The sequence below is a fragment of the Bartonella sp. B35(2025) genome, from assembly GCF_053794465.1.
Window position 1 is genome coordinate 591,418 of record NZ_CP200035.1, and the last position, 15,651, is coordinate 607,068.

Sequence of the window (15,651 nt, forward strand, 5' to 3'; positions counted from 1 at the left end):
GCATTAGATTAATGAAATTCTTAAACAATTAATTTTTTCAGTATTATAAAGATTTTTGTTAATGTTTAATGTGATTTTTTTTAAAGTAAAGGATTGATTGTGTCTGAGGTCAATGTTCGAAACTTTAATATCAATTTTGGTCCGCAACATCCTGCAGCGCATGGAGTTTTGCGCATGGTTTTGGAATTGGACGGTGAGGTTGTTGAGCGTGTAGATCCACATATTGGATTATTACATCGCGGTACCGAAAAATTAATGGAAACAAAAACTTATCTTCAAGCAGTTCCTTATTTAGATCGTTTGGATTATGTAGCTCCTATGAATCAGGAACACGCTTTTGTTCTTGCTATTGAAAAATTATTGGATGTTGAGATTCCTAAACGAGGGCAGTTAATACGTGTTTTATTCTCTGAAATTGGGCGTATTCTTAATCATTTACTTAATGTAACAACACAAGCAATGGATGTTGGTGCTTTAACGCCTCCGCTTTGGGGATTTGAACAGCGTGAAAGATTAATGATTTTTTATGAACGTGCGTGTGGCGCACGTCTTCATGCAAATTATTTCCGTCCTGGTGGTGTACATCAGGATTTACCTGAGTCTTTAATTGAAGATATCGGTAATTTTATTGATCCATTTCTTGTCGCTCTTGGTAAGCTTGATGCGCTTATAACGCCAAATCGAATTTTTAAACAGCGTAATGTTGATATTGGAGTAGTCAGCATTGATGAAGCTTGGGCACGAGGCTTTTCTGGGGTAATGATTCGTGGAGCTGGCGTACCATGGGATTTGCGTAAAAGCCAACCTTATGAATGCTATGATGAAATGGAATTTGATATTCCTGTTGGTAAGAATAGCGATTGTTATGATCGTTATCTTATTCGTATGGAAGAAATGCGCCAATCAGCGAAAATTATGCGTCAATGTGTGGATCGTTTGCTTAGTACTGAAAAAAATGGGCCAGTTTCAAGTTTAGATAACAAAATTGTGCCACCAAAACGTAGCGAAATGAAAAGTTCTATGGAAGCTCTTATCCATCATTTTAAGCTTTATACGGAGGGTTTTCATACTCCTCCTGGTGAAGTTTATGTTGCTGTAGAAGCTCCAAAAGGTGAATTTGGTGTTTATCTTATTTCTGATGGAACCAATAAACCGTATCGTGTTAAGTTGCGTGCTCCTGGCTTTGCTCATCTGCAAGCTATGGATTTTTTAACTAAAGGTCATATGTTGGCGGATGCTACAGCTATTTTGGGTTCAATTGATATTGTTTTTGGGGAGGTTGATCGTTAATGTCTGTACGTCGTCTTGCAGATGATATTTACCAACCTGCAGAATTTTCTTTTACAAAGGAAAATCAGATATGGGTACAAAATACTATAAAAAAATATCCTGTAGGGCGCCAGCAATCTGCTGTAATTCCATTATTAATGCGTGCTCAAGAACAAGATGGTTGGGTGACACGTGCTGCAATTGAGCATATTGCTCAAATTCTCTCTATGGCTTATATTCGTGTTCTAGAGGTTGCAACTTTTTATACCCAATTTCAGCTTAAGCCAGTTGGTACAAAAGCACATATTCAAGTTTGTGGTACAACGCCTTGCATGCTACGTGGTTCTGATGAATTAATTAAAGTTTGTCAGAAAAAAATTCATCATGAGCCTTTTGTTACCAATCAAGATGGAACATTATCATGGGAAGAGGTAGAGTGTCTTGGTGCTTGTGTGAATGCTCCAATGGTTATGATTTTTAAAGATACCTATGAAGATCTTACAGCTGAACGTCTTGAGGAAATTATTGATGCATTTGAGGCAGGAAAAGGTTCTAAGATAGCAGTTGGTCCACAAAATAGTCGTAAATCATCGGAGCCGATTAGTGGTTTAACTTCTTTAATCGATAATAGTAAAGAAAAAAGAGATTGCTCTAATCTTCAGAAAAAAGAGTAATGAAGAAATAAGAGTGTAATGAGTATTTTTTTTCTTGAGAGGGATTTATTATTTTATCCATTGTAACGATTTTTGACTAAAAGTAAAAAGTTTTGAGAAGGTATTTAAAATTACGTTTTTTTAAAAAATATGTTTGAGGAAATGTTAAAAATGCTACAGTCAAGAAATAAAAAGGTGGGGTATGCTGGCTGATAAAGATCGCATTTTCACCAATATTTACGGTTTAAAAGATAAATCATTAAAAGCTGCAATGTTGCGTGGGCATTGGGATGGTACTAAGGAAATCATTGAAAAAGGCCGTGATTGGATTATCAATGAGGTGAAAGCATCAGGTTTGCGTGGTCGTGGTGGTGCTGGTTTTTCTACCGGAATGAAGTGGTCATTTATGCCGAAGCAAAGTGATGGTCGGCCACATTATTTGGTAGTAAATGCAGACGAATCAGAACCAGGGACATGTAAAGATCGTGATATTTTACGACATGATCCTCACACTTTGATTGAAGGATGTGTTATCGCTACGTTTGCGATGGGGGCAAATATTGCTTTTATTTACATTCGTGGTGAATATATTCGTGAGCGTGAAGTGCTTCAGGTCGCAGTCGATGAATGTTATGATGCGGGATTATTGGGTAAAAAAACCAAATATGGGCATGCTTGTGATATTATTATTCATCATGGTGCTGGTGCTTATATTTGTGGTGAAGAGACAGCTCTTCTTGAAAGTCTTGAAGGAAAAAAAGGGCAACCTCGAATTAAACCACCATTTCCTGCAAATATAGGAATTTATGGTTGTCCAACAACAGTCAATAACGTAGAATCTATTGCTGTTGTTCCAACAATCTTACGTCGTGGTGCTTCGTGGTTTTCATCAATTGGACGCAAAAATAATACTGGAACAAAGTTATTTATGGTTTCTGGTCATGTTAATGCACCTTGTACATTTGAAGAAGCTCTAGGTGTTTCTTTTCGCGAATTAATTGAAAAACATACAGGAGGTATTCGTGGTGGATGGAATAATCTTTTAGCAGTTATTCCAGGTGGAGCTTCTTGTCCAGTTATTCGTGGTGAAGATATGGTTGATGCAATTATGGATTTTGATGGGATGCGAGATGTAGGCTCTTCTTTTGGTACGGGGGGGGTGATTGTTATGGATAAATCAACCGATATTATTAAGGCAATTTGGCGTATATCGGCTTTTTTTAAGCATGAAAGTTGTGGTCAATGCACGCCGTGCCGTGAAGGTACTGGTTGGATGATGCGCCTTTTAGGACGTATGGTTGAAGGAAGAGCACAAAAACGTGAAATTGATCTTTTGTTTGAAGTTTCTAAACAGATTGAAGGACACACTATTTGTGCACTTGGTGATGCTGCAGCTTGGCCTGTACAGGGATTGATACGTAATTTTCGTCCTGAAATTGAGCGTAGAATTGATGATTATACACGAAATATGTCTCAGAGCAAAAATACTGCTTTAGAAGCGGTAAGATAAAGGTTTTTTTCTAAAAGTAACAGCGTGCAAGTTTAGGTGGGTTATCTGCAGACTGGATAAATGATGATAAATATCAAAGTTGATGGTAAAGAGATTGAAGTCCCTGATCACTACACGCTGCTTCAGGCTGCTGAAGCGGCAGGTGCTGAGGTACCGCGTTTTTGTTTTCATGAAACTTTATCAATTGCTGGAAATTGTCGTATGTGCTTGATTGAGATTAAGGGAGGACCTCCAAAGCCTCAAGTTTCTTGTGCTATCAGTGTTCGTGATTTACGGTCAGGGCCTAATGGTGAAGTACCTGAAATTCTTACCAACACGGCAATGGTTCAAAAAGCACGTGAAGGTGTTATGGAGTTTCTTCTTATTAATCACCCTTTAGATTGTCCTGTATGTGATCAAGGAGGAGAGTGTGATCTTCAAGATCAAGCATTATTTTATGGACGTGATTGCTCACGTTACACAGAAAATAAGCGTGCGGTAGAAAATAAATATATTGGGCCACTTGTAAAAACTTTTATGACACGTTGTATTCATTGTACACGTTGTATTCGTTTTATGACTGAAGTAGCAGGTGTTTCAGAGCTTGGTTTGATAGGTCGTGGAGAAGATGCTGAAATTACAACATATCTTGAAAAAGCTATGACATCTGAGTTACAGGGAAATGTTATTGATCTTTGTCCAGTAGGAGCTCTAACTTCAAAACCCTATGCATTTCATGCACGTCCATGGGAATTGGTAAAAACGGAATCTATTGATGTAATGGATGCAATTGGTAGTGCTATTCGTATTGATAGTCGTGGTCGTGAAGTTATGCGGATTATGCCACGTACGAATGAAGATATAAACGAGGAATGGATTTCTGATAAGACACGTTTTATTTGGGATGGATTGCGTACTCAGCGGCTTGATAAGCCGTATATACGTAAAGATGGAAGACTTCAACCAGCAAGTTGGGCAGAAGCTTTTACAAAAATTAAAATGGTGATTTCTAAAACTTCACCAGAAAAAATTGGTGCAATTGCAGGAGATCTTGCATCTATTGAAGAAATGTATGCACTTAAAAAATTACTAATTTCATTAGGTTCAGAAATATTTGATTGTCGTCAAAGAGGAATGGCTTTGTCCCCTGAATTAGGGCGTTCAAGTTATATTTTTAATCCAACAATTGCAGGTATTGAACAAGCTGATGCATTATTGATTGTGGGATCTAATCCACGTCATGAAGCTGCTGTTTTGAATGCACGTATTTTAAAGCGTCAACGAAGGGGACAATTTCCTATTGCATTAATTGGAGAGAAGGTCGATTTACGTTATCCCTATTCTTATCTTGGAACTGGTACTGATGCATTGAGTACACTTGTTCGTGGAGAACATGCTTTTTTTAATGTGTTGAGAAAAGCTGAAAGGCCGCTTATTCTTATTGGGGAAGGAGCTATTTTAGGTAAAGAAGGTTTATCTGTTTTAAAAAATCTTGCAAAATTAGCTGATAGTATTGGAGCACTTAGCGAGGAATGGAATGGATTTGGTATCCTTCACAATGCTGCGTCAGTAGTTGGAGGACTGGATATTGGTTTTACGTCTAAACTTGGTACCGAAAATATTATTAAAACTTGTGAAATTTTATTTTTGCTTGGTGCTGATGAAGTAGAATTAACTGATAAAAAAGCCTTTACGATTTATATTGGTAGCCATGGTGATAATGGAGCACATGCTGCAGATGTTATTTTACCAGCATCAGCTTATACCGAGAAATCAGGACTTTATGTAAATACAGAAGGGCGTGTCCAAATGACAAACCGCGCTGGTTTTGCTCCAGGTGAAGCAAAGGAAGATTGGGCTATTTTACGTGCTTTATCTGATGTTTTGGGGCGAAAACTACCTTTTGATTCGCTTACTCAATTAAGACATAACCTATTTAATGATTATCCACATCTTTGTGCTATTGATGACATAGCACCTTCTACTGATATAGGTGCTCTTAAAGCGCTTGGTTCACAAATTATTGTTCTAGAAACACAATCATTTACGTCTACAGTTAAAGACTTTTATTTGACAAATCCAATAGCACGTGCTTCTGCAGTTATGGCTGAATGTTCATCTTTGGCCAAAAATCATGCGATGCAGGTAGTAGAGTAAGGGTAAAGGAAAAAGGAATAATTATGTATGATTTCTTTATAACATGGTTATTGCCGTTACTCATTATAGTTGGAAAAACACTTCTCCTTTTAGTTGTTCTTCTAATTTTGGTTGCTTACCTTCTTTACGCAGATAGAAAGATTTGGGCAGCTGTGCAATTGCGGCGTGGTCCAAATGTAGTTGGTCCATGGGGATTATTGCAGTCTTTCGCAGATTTAATTAAATTTGTTGTTAAAGAACCTATTATCCCTGCTGGTGCTAATAAAGGTGTTTTTCTTTTAGCACCATTTGTTTCTGCTACACTTGCATTGTCTACTTGGGCTGTTATTCCAGTCAATGAAGGCTGGGAAGTAGCAACTATTAATGTTGGTTTACTTTATATCTTAGCTATTTCATCTCTTGAGGTTTATGGCGTTATTATGGGAGGATGGGCATCAAATTCAAAATATCCTTTCTTAGGAGCTCTTCGTTCAGCTGCACAGATGGTTTCTTATGAAGTTTCAATTGGGTTTGTGCTTGTCACTGTCATTTTAGTAAGTGGTTCATTGGATCTTACAACAATTGTTCATAAGCAAAATTACGGGATTGGTACAACTCTTGGTCTTCCTTTTAGCAGTTTTCTTGATTGGAACTGGTTAATTTTATTTCCAATGTTCATTATATTTTTTATTTCTGCACTTGCAGAGACAAATCGTCCACCTTTTGACTTGGTTGAAGCTGAATCTGAACTTGTCGCAGGTCACATGGTTGAGTATTCTTCAACACCTTACATGCTTTTTTTTCTTGGTGAATATGTTGCCATTATTTTAATGTGTGCATTAACAACTATCCTCTTTTTAGGTGGTTGGTTACCTCTTTTAGATGTTTGGTGGCTTAATTGGGTGCCAGGTGTTATTTGGTTTGTTTTAAAGGTTTGTTTTGTATTTTTTTGGTTTGCTATGGTTAAAGCATTTGTTCCGCGTTATCGTTATGATCAGTTAATGCGGCTCGGTTGGAAGGTTTTTCTTCCTATTTCATTAGTGATGGTTGTGATAACTGCCGCTTTCTTAAAATATACTGGTTTCGCTTAAGAGGAGTTCGTACTATGTCGAGTTTTATTCAGGCAGCAAAATCACTCCTTCTATTAGAATTTGTGAGTGCTTTTTTCTTAGCAATGCGTCAATTTTTTGCACCAAAGCCTACAATCAATTATCCATATGAAAAAGGTTTTGTTTCTCAACGTTTTCGTGGAGAACATGCTTTACGTCGCTACCCAAATGGTGAAGAACGGTGTATTGCGTGTAAATTATGTGAAGCAATTTGCCCAGCTCAGGCTATTACAATTGAAGCAGAAATACGACAAAATGACGGTACACGTAGAACTACTCGTTATGATATTGATATGGTTAAGTGTATCTATTGCGGTTTTTGTCAAGAAGCTTGTCCAGTTGAAGCTATTGTTGAAGGACCTAATTTTGAGTTTGCAACAGAAATGCGTGAAGAGTTGTATTATGATAAAGAGAAGCTTTTGATGAATGGAGATCGATGGGAGCGAGAAATTGCTCGAAATATATTAGCGGATTCACCTTATCGTTAGGTATATTATTGAATGAGTGGTCGGATAATCTTTCCGATAAATTGTAATCTGGTATGAAAATTCATACCAATTATTTAGTTAAATTAAGGAGAGGCCTATGCTAACAGACCTAGCAGCGGCGTTTTTCTATTTGTTTTCTTTTATTATGCTTGTAAGTGCAATCATTGTTGTTGCAGCGCGCAATCCAGTGCATTCGGTTTTGTTTTTAATATTGGCATTTTTTAATGCTGCAGCTTTATTTTTGCTTGCTGGAGCAGAGTTTTTAGGGCTTATTTTGCTTATTGTTTATGTTGGTGCTGTGGCAGTTTTATTTTTATTTGTGGTTATGATGCTTGATGTTGATTTTGCTGAGTTAAAGAATGGAGCACTTCGGTATTTCCCGGTTGGTGCTGCTGTTGGTTTTATTATTGCTGTAGAGCTTATTGCTGTTTTTTTTGGCAGTCGTTTTTATCCTGTTTTAAGAATTCGCGTTACGCAACCAATGCCAGATTTAGCGCAGCGAACGAATACGCAGGCATTAGGAGATATTCTTTACACGGATTATATCTTCTATTTTCAAACTGTTGGGATGGTTTTATTGGTTGCAATGATTGGTGCTATTGTTTTAACACTTCGTCATAAATCAGGTGTTAAGCGGCAATCTATTGCAATGCAAGTCTCTAGGACCGTAGAGAATGCGATTGAAATAAAACAGGTTGAATCAGGTAAAGGCATTTAAGAGGGGATTACTATGTACGTCGGTATTGCTCATTATTTAACTGTTTCTGCTTTGATGTTTACAATCGGTATTTTTGGTATTTTTCTTAATAAAAAAAATGTGATTATTATTCTTATGTCAATTGAGCTTATATTGCTTTCTGTCAATCTTAATTTTATTGCATTTTCAGCGTTTCTTCATGATCTCGTTGGTCAGATATTTGCTTTATTTATTTTAACGGTAGCAGCTGCTGAAGCGGCAATTGGTCTGGCAATCCTTGTTGTTTTTTTCCGTAACCGTGGTTCTATTGCGGTTGAAGATATTAATATGATGAAGGGCTGACGAGTAATGTATTATACGATCGTCTTTCTTCCACTTTTAGGTTTTTTAATTGCTGCTATAGGGGGGAAAACTATAGGGGCTCGTGCTAGTGAATTGGTAACATGTAGCTTTATGGTGATTGTGGCTACATTATCATGGGTAGCTTTTTTTAATATTGCTATTGGTTCTTTTTCAGAGGTTGATATACCGATATTACGCTGGGTTGTTATTGGTAATTTAAGCTTTCATTGGGCATTGTATATTGATACATTGACAGCTGTTATGCTTGTTGTGGTAAATAGTGTTTCCGCATTGGTTCATATTTATTCAATTGGTTATATGCATCATGATCCTTCGCGATCTCGTTTTTTTTCTTATCTTTCTTTGTTTACATTTATGATGCTTATGTTAGTGACGGCTAATAATTTAATTCAAATGTTTTTTGGATGGGAAGGTGTTGGAGTTGCTTCTTATTTGCTGATAGGTTTTTGGTTTCAGAAAGATTCTGCTAACAAGGCTGCAATGAAAGCTTTTGTAGTTAATCGTGTTGGAGATTTTGGTTTTCTTTTAGGAATTTTTAGCATTTTTATTTTATTTCAATCTGTTAATTTTTCTTCTATTTTTGAGAAAGCTGCAGATAATAATTTTGCACAAAGCATGACATTTTTTAATTGTCAGCTTGATGGACAGACAGCTATTACCATTACATGCCTCCTATTGTTTATTGGTGCTATGGGTAAATCAGCACAGTTTCTTTTACATACATGGCTTCCTGATGCAATGGAGGGACCAACACCTGTATCGGCACTTATTCATGCAGCAACAATGGTAACAGCTGGTGTCTTTATGGTTGCACGGTTGTCTCCAATTTTTGAACTTGCTCCAATTGCTTTGACAGTGATTATTATTGTTGGAGCGACAACAGCATTTTTTGCGGCAACTGTAGGAATGGTACAAAATGACATTAAACGTGTTATTGCCTATTCTACATGTTCGCAACTTGGCTATATGTTTGTTGCATTAGGTGTTGGTGCTTATGGGGCAGCTATTTTCCACCTTTTTACTCATGCATTTTTTAAAGCTTTATTGTTTCTTGGTGCAGGTTCTGTAATTCATGCTGTATCTGATGAACAAGATATGCGTAAAATGGGAGGGCTATATAAGCATATAAAGATAACTTATTGGATGATGATAATAGGAACCATTGCATTAACAGGTGTTGGAATTCCTGGAACATTTTTTGGTACAGCTGGATTTTTTTCCAAAGATGCAATTATAGAGTCTGCTTTTATATCACATAATATTGCTTCAGGATATGCTTTTTGGCTTCTTGTTTTCGCTGCTTTATTAACTAGTTTTTATTCATGGCGTCTTGTATTTATGACATTTCATGGTAAGTCACGTGCGACTGTTGATGTTATGCATCACATTCATGAATCAGCTGCAATTATGTTAATTCCTTTGTTCATTTTATCTATCGGTGCATTGTTTGCTGGTATGGTTTTCCAGCCTTATTTTTTTGGTAGTTTATATGATGTATTTTGGAAAGGCGCATTATTTACAGGGAGTCATAATCATATTCTTCATGAAGTACACAGTGTACCAAATTGGGTTAAATGGGCGCCATTCATAGTAATGATTATTGGGTTTTCACTGGCTTATTTATTTTATATTTCTTTTCCTTCTATTCCAAAAAAGATTTCTAAATTAATGCCTACAGTGTATCGTTTTCTTTACCATAAATGGTATTTTGATGAATTGTATAACGCTCTATTTGTTCGTTCTTCTTTCAGAATTGGCTATTTTCTTTGGAAGGTAGGTGATGGTAAGATTATTGATGGTTTGGGGCCAAATGGTATCGCTGCACATGTTGTTGGTATTACAAATAAAGTTATCCGAATGCAGACAGGTTATCTTTATCACTATGCATTCGTGATGCTTATAGGTGTCGCTGCGCTGATTACATGGATGGTGATCGGGAGTATAAATTGATGACCGATTGGCCTATTCTTTCTACAGTTACATTTTTACCACTTGTTGGCGTAATTTTGATTTTATTAATTAAAGATGATAGTGATGCGGCAAAACGTAATATACGTAATGTAGCATTTTTTACGAGTATATTTGTCTTCATTATTTCTTTAGTGATTTGGGTAGGATTTGATAATACAAATCCTGATTTCCAGATGGTTGAAAAGCTAAATTGGTTAGATAGTGGTATTCACTATCATATGGGTATTGATGGTATTTCTATTCTTTTTGTGGTTCTTTCGGCTTTTCTTTTGCCTTTCTGTATTTTGGCAAGTTGGGAAACTATTCAAGATAAATTAAAAGCTTATATGATTGCTTTTCTCCTTCTTGAGGTTGCAATTATTGGGGTTTTTTGTGCTCTTGATGCAATCTTATTTTATATTTTTTTTGAAGGCGGCCTCATTCCTATGTTTATTATCATTGGTGTTTGGGGTGGGGTGCGTCGCGTTTATGCAAGCATGAAGTTTTTCTTATATACTTTACTTGGTTCAGTGCTTATGTTGGTTGCCATTATGGTTATGTATTGGGAGGTAGGAACGCTCGATATTCCAACATTATCCACTTATCAATTTTCTACACAAATGCAAATATGGTTATGGCTTGCATTTTTTGCTTCTTTTGCTGTTAAAATGCCAATGTGGCCAGTTCATACATGGTTGCCTGATGCTCATGTGGAAGCACCAACGGCTGGATCTGTTATTTTAGCTGGTGTATTACTCAAATTAGGTGGTTATGGTTTCCTTCGTTTTTCCTTATCAATGTTTCCTATTGCTTCAGCTAATTTTGCTCCTTTTATTTTTATATTATCACTTGTTGCTATCATTTATACATCGTTAGTTGCACTTGTTCAAAATGACATAAAAAAACTCATCGCTTATTCATCGATAGCTCATATGGGATATGTGACCATGGGGATTTTTGCTGCGAATGAACAAGGTATTCAGGGTGCTATTTATCAGATGTTATCACATGGAATTGTTTCAGCAGCTTTATTTCTTTGTGTTGGAGTTGTTTATGATCGTTTGCATACACGTGAAATTTCAGATTTTGGTGGTTTAGTAAATAACATGCCTAAATATGCCGTTGTTTTCTTGATTTTCACTATGGCAAATATTGGTTTACCTGGGAGTTCAGGTTTTTTAGGTGAATTTTTAACTTTAATAGGTGTTTTTCAAGTTCATAAATTAGTTGCAATTCTTGCTACAACTGGCGTTATTTTGTCAGCTGCCTATGCACTTTACCTTTATCGGCGTGTAGTTTTTGGTTCTTTAGATAAGGAAAATTTAAAATTACTTACTGATCTTTCTTTAAGAGAAAAATTTATCCTTTATCCGATGGTTATTCTTACAATATTTTTTGGTGTCTATCCAACACCTATTCTTCAAACAATGGCATTTTCCATAGAATCCCTTATTAATAAACTTCATTAAATAATAGAAGAATGCTCATGCAAACTGAAATAATAGTTGCTCAATTAGTATTAATTTTCCCAGAGATTTTAATAGCATTGGGAGGAATAGTGTTACTTTTGATTGGTGTTTATTCTGGTGCACGTTCATATCTAACCGTAACTGGTTTAGCGATTGCCCTTCTTGTTGCAACTATCATTGTTATCATTGTTTTTCCTCAAAATGGTTTATTTCAAACAAATGCGCTTATTATAGATTCTTTTGGCCATTATATGAAAATTTTAACTCTTATTGGTGCACTCTTTACTCTTATCATGTCTGTTGGTTTCACTTGTATTCAAAAATTTGATATATTTGAATTTCCAGTATTGGTTCTTTTAGCAACTCTTGGCATGATGTTTATGATTTCAGCTGGTAATATGCTGTCACTTTATATTGGGTTAGAATTACAATCTTTAGCTTTATACGTTTTAGCTGCAATCAATCGTGATAATGTAAAATCTTCTGAAGCAGGAATGAAATATTTTGTTTTAGGAGCATTATCTTCAGGATTATTACTTTATGGTATTTCTTTACTTTATGGTTTTACTGGCCAAATTGGTTTTCGTGAAATTGCTTTTGCTTTAAAAGGTGAAAATTTACAATTGGGTGTAATTTTTGGAATTGTTTTTATTTTAGCAGGCTTAGCGTTTAAAATTTCTGCAGTTCCATTTCATATGTGGACACCTGATGTTTACGAAGGAGCACCAACACCTATTACAGTATTTTTTGCTGGTGCTCCTAAAGTTGCGGCAATGGCATTAATAGTTCGTATTATTATTTTGACTTTTATTCCATTAGATAACTCTGATAATTTTATGCCTGCATGGCAGCAAATTTTGGTATTTATGGCAGTTGCATCAATGATGCTTGGTGCATTTGCTGCAATTGGTCAGAATAATATTAAGCGCTTAATGGCTTATTCATCAATCGGTCATATGGGGTATGCGCTTGTTGGTTTAGCTGCTGGAGATATCCTTGGAGTAAAAGGTGTTATTCTTTATATGACTATTTATCTTGGTATGACGCTTGGTTCATTCGCTTTTATTCTTGGGATGCGATCTAGTAGTGGAAATGTTGAAAGTATTTATGATCTTTCAGGATTAATAAAAACCAATCCATTTATGGCTGTTGTAATGACAATACAGCTTTTCTCTTTAGCAAGTATACCGCCTATGGCTGGTTTTTTTGGTAAATGGTATACATTTTCTGCTGCTATTCATGCTGGACTGATTCCACTTGCTGTTGTTGGTATGGTAACGTCGGTTGTTGGAGCTTTTTACTATTTGCGGGTTATTAAAATTATATGGTTTGATGATGCAAAAGTTCATTTTATTGATTTATCGAATGAACTTCAGTTTTGTCTTGGTCTTTCTGCGTTGTTTGTTTTATTTTACACATTTTTTGGGATTTGGTTTGCTGAATTAGCAGAAAAAGCAGCAGCAGCATTATTTTAGTCAACATGGTTTATATTTTATCAGATTTTGCACAAAAACAAGGATACACTGTTGAATCGTATGAAAGTGTTGATTCAACAAATCTTGTTGCACAACAAAAAGCACATGCTGGTCATCATGGGTATCTTTGGATTGTTGCACAGGAGCAATTAAAGGGAAAAGCAAGAAGAGGTAGAGCATGGCATAGTCCGAGGGGAAATCTTTATTCTAGTCTTTTGTTAACTGAGGATATTGTTTATCAAACTTCTGCTCAGCTTGGTTTTGTTGCTGGAATAAGTATGGTAGAAACAGTCAAACAATTTATAAAAGATGAAAAGAAAACAAATAGTGTCGTTAGTTTAAAATGGCCAAATGATATTCTTTTAAGAGGAGCTAAAAGTTCTGGAATTTTGCTAGAAATTTTTAAATTGACATCACAACAGTATGCATTAGTCATTGGTATTGGAATGAATGTAAAGTATCATTATGAAGATGCTCCGTATCCAACTTTAAGTTTGAAAAGTATTGGTTTACAAGTTAATACAGAACAGCTATTTACAATTTTAACGGAGCATTTTGCCAAGAATTATCTCCTTTGGAAACAACCAGGAGGGCATGACATAATTCGTAAAAAATGGCTTTTATACTCTGCTCATCTTGGGCAATATGTCAAAATAATTAATGATAAAAAAATCATCGAAGGTATCTTTGATGATCTTGATTGTGATTTTAATTGTATTGTGAAACAAAAAAATGGTCAGCAGGTAATCGTGACAGCTGGAGATGTTCATTTTGGTTCGGCTGCTTCTTCTAATGTAGATTACTATTAATTTATAAAATTTTATTTCACCATTAGATTATCTTTAATAATTGAGGAGATGTTTATGGTTGCAGCTAGTGAAAATGAATTTGTTTTTTTACCTTTAGGAGGAGTAGGTGAAATAGGGATGAATCTAGCTGCTTATGGATTTGGTCCTGAAAATCTTCGTGAATGGTTGCTCATTGATATGGGTGTTTGTTTTTCTGGTCCTGAATTACCAGGAGTAGATCTTATTTTACCAGATATTCGTTTTTTAGAGAGTGAAAAACATAATATATGTGGTCTTATTTTGACACATGCGCATGAAGATCATTATGGTGCTGTTCTTGATTTGTGGCCGAAACTAAAAGTTCCACTGTACTGTACTCCTTTTACAGCAGGGTTATTGGAGAGTAAAAGGCAATCAGATTTTGGCTCTCAGAAAATTTCATTAAATATTTTCCAAGCTGGAGATCGTTTTCAGGTTGGTTGCTTTACAGTTGAAGCTATTGCTGTTAACCATTCGATTCCGGAATCTGTATCTTTAGCAGTTACAACATCTTTAGGTACTGCAATTCATACTGGTGACTGGAAAATCGATTCCACACCTTCACCTGGAGCTTTGACGGATGAAAAAAAATTCCGCACTTTAGGTGAAAAGGGCATTTTAGCATTGCTTTGTGATTCAACTAACGCGTGTCAGGATAGTTTGCCATTATCGGAAGAAACAGTTCAGACAAATCTCCGTGAAATTATTTCGAAAGCTGAAGGACGAGTTGCTATTACAACTTTTGCATCAAATATTGGTCGGGTTCGTTCAATTGCTCTTGCAGCTGAATCTGCTGGGCGTCAAGTCCTTGTTGTTGGGCGCTCTCTTAAGCGAAGTATTATGGTTGCGCAAGAGCTTGGTTATATGAATGGTTTAGCACCATTTATTACCGAAGATGAGTATGCTTCTATTCCGCGAAAAAATGTTGTTTTAATTGTAACAGGTAGTCAAGGTGAGCCATATGCTGCTTTAGCTAAACTGTCACGAAATGAGATAAAAAATATTTCACTTTCTGCAGGGGATGTGGTTATTTATTCTTCGCGGAATATCCCAGGAAATGAAAAAGCTATTATTGAGATGCAAAATCGTTTCATCGATTTAGGAATTAAAATAATTACAAATGAAGATTCTCTTGTTCACGTTTCAGGTCATCCTCATCGTTCAGAACTTTTACAGATGTATGATTGGATAAAACCACAGATACTTGTTCCTATCCATGGTGAGGCAATACATCTTGCTGCTCAAGCAACTTTGGCGCGTCAAGCCGGTATTAAAACTGTTGTTGAAATAAGAAATGGTAATATACTACGACTCGCACCAAAGCCAGTAGAAATTATTGATCAAGCTCCAGTTGGTCGAATTTATAAGGATGGTTGTCTTATTGGTAATGAAGATGAGTTAGGGATTTGGGATCGTCGTAAACTAAGTTATGCTGGTCATATTGTTATTTCTATCCATATGAATAGCAAACAAGATCTTTTTGGTGATATTAGTTTAGCTACGCTTGGTTTACCTGCTAGCAATAGCAAAGGGGAAATTTTAAAAAATGTTCTTTTAGATGTCATAGAAAATACTATCCATAATATTCCACATATTAAACGAAAAAATAATGAACTTATTCAAAAAGCAATACAGCGTGCGGTGAGAGCGGCTGTTAATGAAATTTGGCAAAAAAAGCCCATTTGTACGATTTTTTTACATCGGTCAAAATAAAAATATTTTGATA

At 35.9% G+C, this 15,651-nt stretch carries 13 protein-coding genes; all 13 read left to right on the plus strand.

The window, feature by feature from the left end:
* Positions 1-99: 99 nt before the first annotated feature.
* Complete coding sequence (locus V4P56_RS02390) at positions 100-1,290, plus strand: NADH-quinone oxidoreductase subunit D (RefSeq protein WP_455482481.1); 1,191 nt, start codon at positions 100-102, stop codon at positions 1,288-1,290.
* Positions 1,290-1,943 (plus strand): NADH-quinone oxidoreductase subunit NuoE, encoded by a 654-nt coding sequence (gene nuoE, locus V4P56_RS02395; RefSeq protein ID WP_455482482.1) that lies wholly within the window; start codon positions 1,290-1,292, stop codon positions 1,941-1,943. The genes V4P56_RS02390 and nuoE overlap by 1 nt, the downstream gene beginning before the upstream one ends.
* Positions 1,944-2,124: 181 nt before the next feature.
* Positions 2,125-3,432: an NADH-quinone oxidoreductase subunit NuoF gene (nuoF, locus tag V4P56_RS02400; RefSeq protein WP_455482483.1), complete on the plus strand. Its 1,308-nt coding sequence runs from the start codon at positions 2,125-2,127 to the stop codon at positions 3,430-3,432.
* Between the two features lie 63 nt (positions 3,433-3,495).
* The gene (gene nuoG / locus V4P56_RS02405) at positions 3,496-5,568 is read left to right on the plus strand and encodes an NADH-quinone oxidoreductase subunit NuoG (RefSeq protein ID WP_455482642.1); all 2,073 of its coding nucleotides are present in this window, start codon (positions 3,496-3,498) and stop codon (positions 5,566-5,568) included.
* A gap of 23 nt (positions 5,569-5,591) precedes the next feature.
* Entirely contained in the window at positions 5,592-6,638 is a 1,047-nt protein-coding gene (gene nuoH / locus V4P56_RS02410) for an NADH-quinone oxidoreductase subunit NuoH (protein WP_455482484.1), read from the plus strand.
* 14 nt (positions 6,639-6,652) lie between these two features.
* Positions 6,653-7,144, plus strand: coding sequence for an NADH-quinone oxidoreductase subunit NuoI (nuoI, locus tag V4P56_RS02415; RefSeq protein ID WP_455482485.1), 492 nt, complete (start codon positions 6,653-6,655; stop codon positions 7,142-7,144).
* A 97-nt stretch (positions 7,145-7,241) separates the two neighbouring features.
* Positions 7,242-7,862 carry an NADH-quinone oxidoreductase subunit J gene (locus tag V4P56_RS02420; RefSeq protein WP_455482486.1) on the plus strand — a complete coding sequence of 207 codons (621 nt, stop codon included), beginning with the start codon at positions 7,242-7,244 and terminating at the stop codon, positions 7,860-7,862.
* Between the two features lie 12 nt (positions 7,863-7,874).
* Entirely contained in the window at positions 7,875-8,183 is a 309-nt protein-coding gene (nuoK, locus tag V4P56_RS02425; protein WP_455482487.1) for an NADH-quinone oxidoreductase subunit NuoK, read from the plus strand.
* A 6-nt stretch (positions 8,184-8,189) separates the two neighbouring features.
* Positions 8,190-10,154, plus strand: a complete 1,965-nt coding sequence (gene nuoL, locus V4P56_RS02430) for an NADH-quinone oxidoreductase subunit L (protein ID WP_455482488.1) — start codon at positions 8,190-8,192, stop codon at positions 10,152-10,154.
* A complete protein-coding gene (locus V4P56_RS02435; protein ID WP_455482489.1) occupies positions 10,154-11,623 on the plus strand; it encodes an NADH-quinone oxidoreductase subunit M in 1,470 nt (489 codons plus the stop codon). The genes nuoL and V4P56_RS02435 overlap by 1 nt, the downstream gene beginning before the upstream one ends.
* A gap of 17 nt (positions 11,624-11,640) precedes the next feature.
* Entirely contained in the window at positions 11,641-13,098 is a 1,458-nt protein-coding gene (gene nuoN / locus V4P56_RS02440; protein WP_455482490.1) for an NADH-quinone oxidoreductase subunit NuoN, read from the plus strand.
* A gap of 5 nt (positions 13,099-13,103) precedes the next feature.
* Complete coding sequence (locus V4P56_RS02445; protein WP_455482491.1) at positions 13,104-13,907, plus strand: biotin--[acetyl-CoA-carboxylase] ligase; 804 nt, start codon at positions 13,104-13,106, stop codon at positions 13,905-13,907.
* 54 nt (positions 13,908-13,961) lie between these two features.
* A complete protein-coding gene (locus V4P56_RS02450; protein WP_455482492.1) occupies positions 13,962-15,638 on the plus strand; it encodes a ribonuclease J in 1,677 nt (558 codons plus the stop codon).
* Positions 15,639-15,651: the final 13 nt, after the last annotated feature.

What these genes read in the sequence shown, in the direction of transcription:
- nuoE (WP_455482482.1), top strand. Translation starts at nt 1,290, where the DNA reads ATGTCTGTACGTCGTCTTGCAGATGATATTTACCAACCTGCAGAATTT.
- nuoF (WP_455482483.1), top strand. Translation starts at nt 2,125, where the DNA reads ATGCTGGCTGATAAAGATCGCATTTTCACCAATATTTACGGTTTAAAA.
- nuoG (WP_455482642.1), top strand. Translation starts at nt 3,496, where the DNA reads ATGATAAATATCAAAGTTGATGGTAAAGAGATTGAAGTCCCTGATCAC.
- nuoH (WP_455482484.1), top strand. Translation starts at nt 5,592, where the DNA reads ATGTATGATTTCTTTATAACATGGTTATTGCCGTTACTCATTATAGTT.
- nuoI (WP_455482485.1), top strand. Translation starts at nt 6,653, where the DNA reads ATGTCGAGTTTTATTCAGGCAGCAAAATCACTCCTTCTATTAGAATTT.
- V4P56_RS02420 (WP_455482486.1), top strand. Translation starts at nt 7,242, where the DNA reads ATGCTAACAGACCTAGCAGCGGCGTTTTTCTATTTGTTTTCTTTTATT.
- nuoK (WP_455482487.1), top strand. Translation starts at nt 7,875, where the DNA reads ATGTACGTCGGTATTGCTCATTATTTAACTGTTTCTGCTTTGATGTTT.
- nuoL (WP_455482488.1), top strand. Translation starts at nt 8,190, where the DNA reads ATGTATTATACGATCGTCTTTCTTCCACTTTTAGGTTTTTTAATTGCT.
- V4P56_RS02435 (WP_455482489.1), top strand. Translation starts at nt 10,154, where the DNA reads ATGACCGATTGGCCTATTCTTTCTACAGTTACATTTTTACCACTTGTT.
- nuoN (WP_455482490.1), top strand. Translation starts at nt 11,641, where the DNA reads ATGCAAACTGAAATAATAGTTGCTCAATTAGTATTAATTTTCCCAGAG.
- V4P56_RS02445 (WP_455482491.1), top strand. Translation starts at nt 13,104, where the DNA reads ATGGTTTATATTTTATCAGATTTTGCACAAAAACAAGGATACACTGTT.
- V4P56_RS02450 (WP_455482492.1), top strand. Translation starts at nt 13,962, where the DNA reads ATGGTTGCAGCTAGTGAAAATGAATTTGTTTTTTTACCTTTAGGAGGA.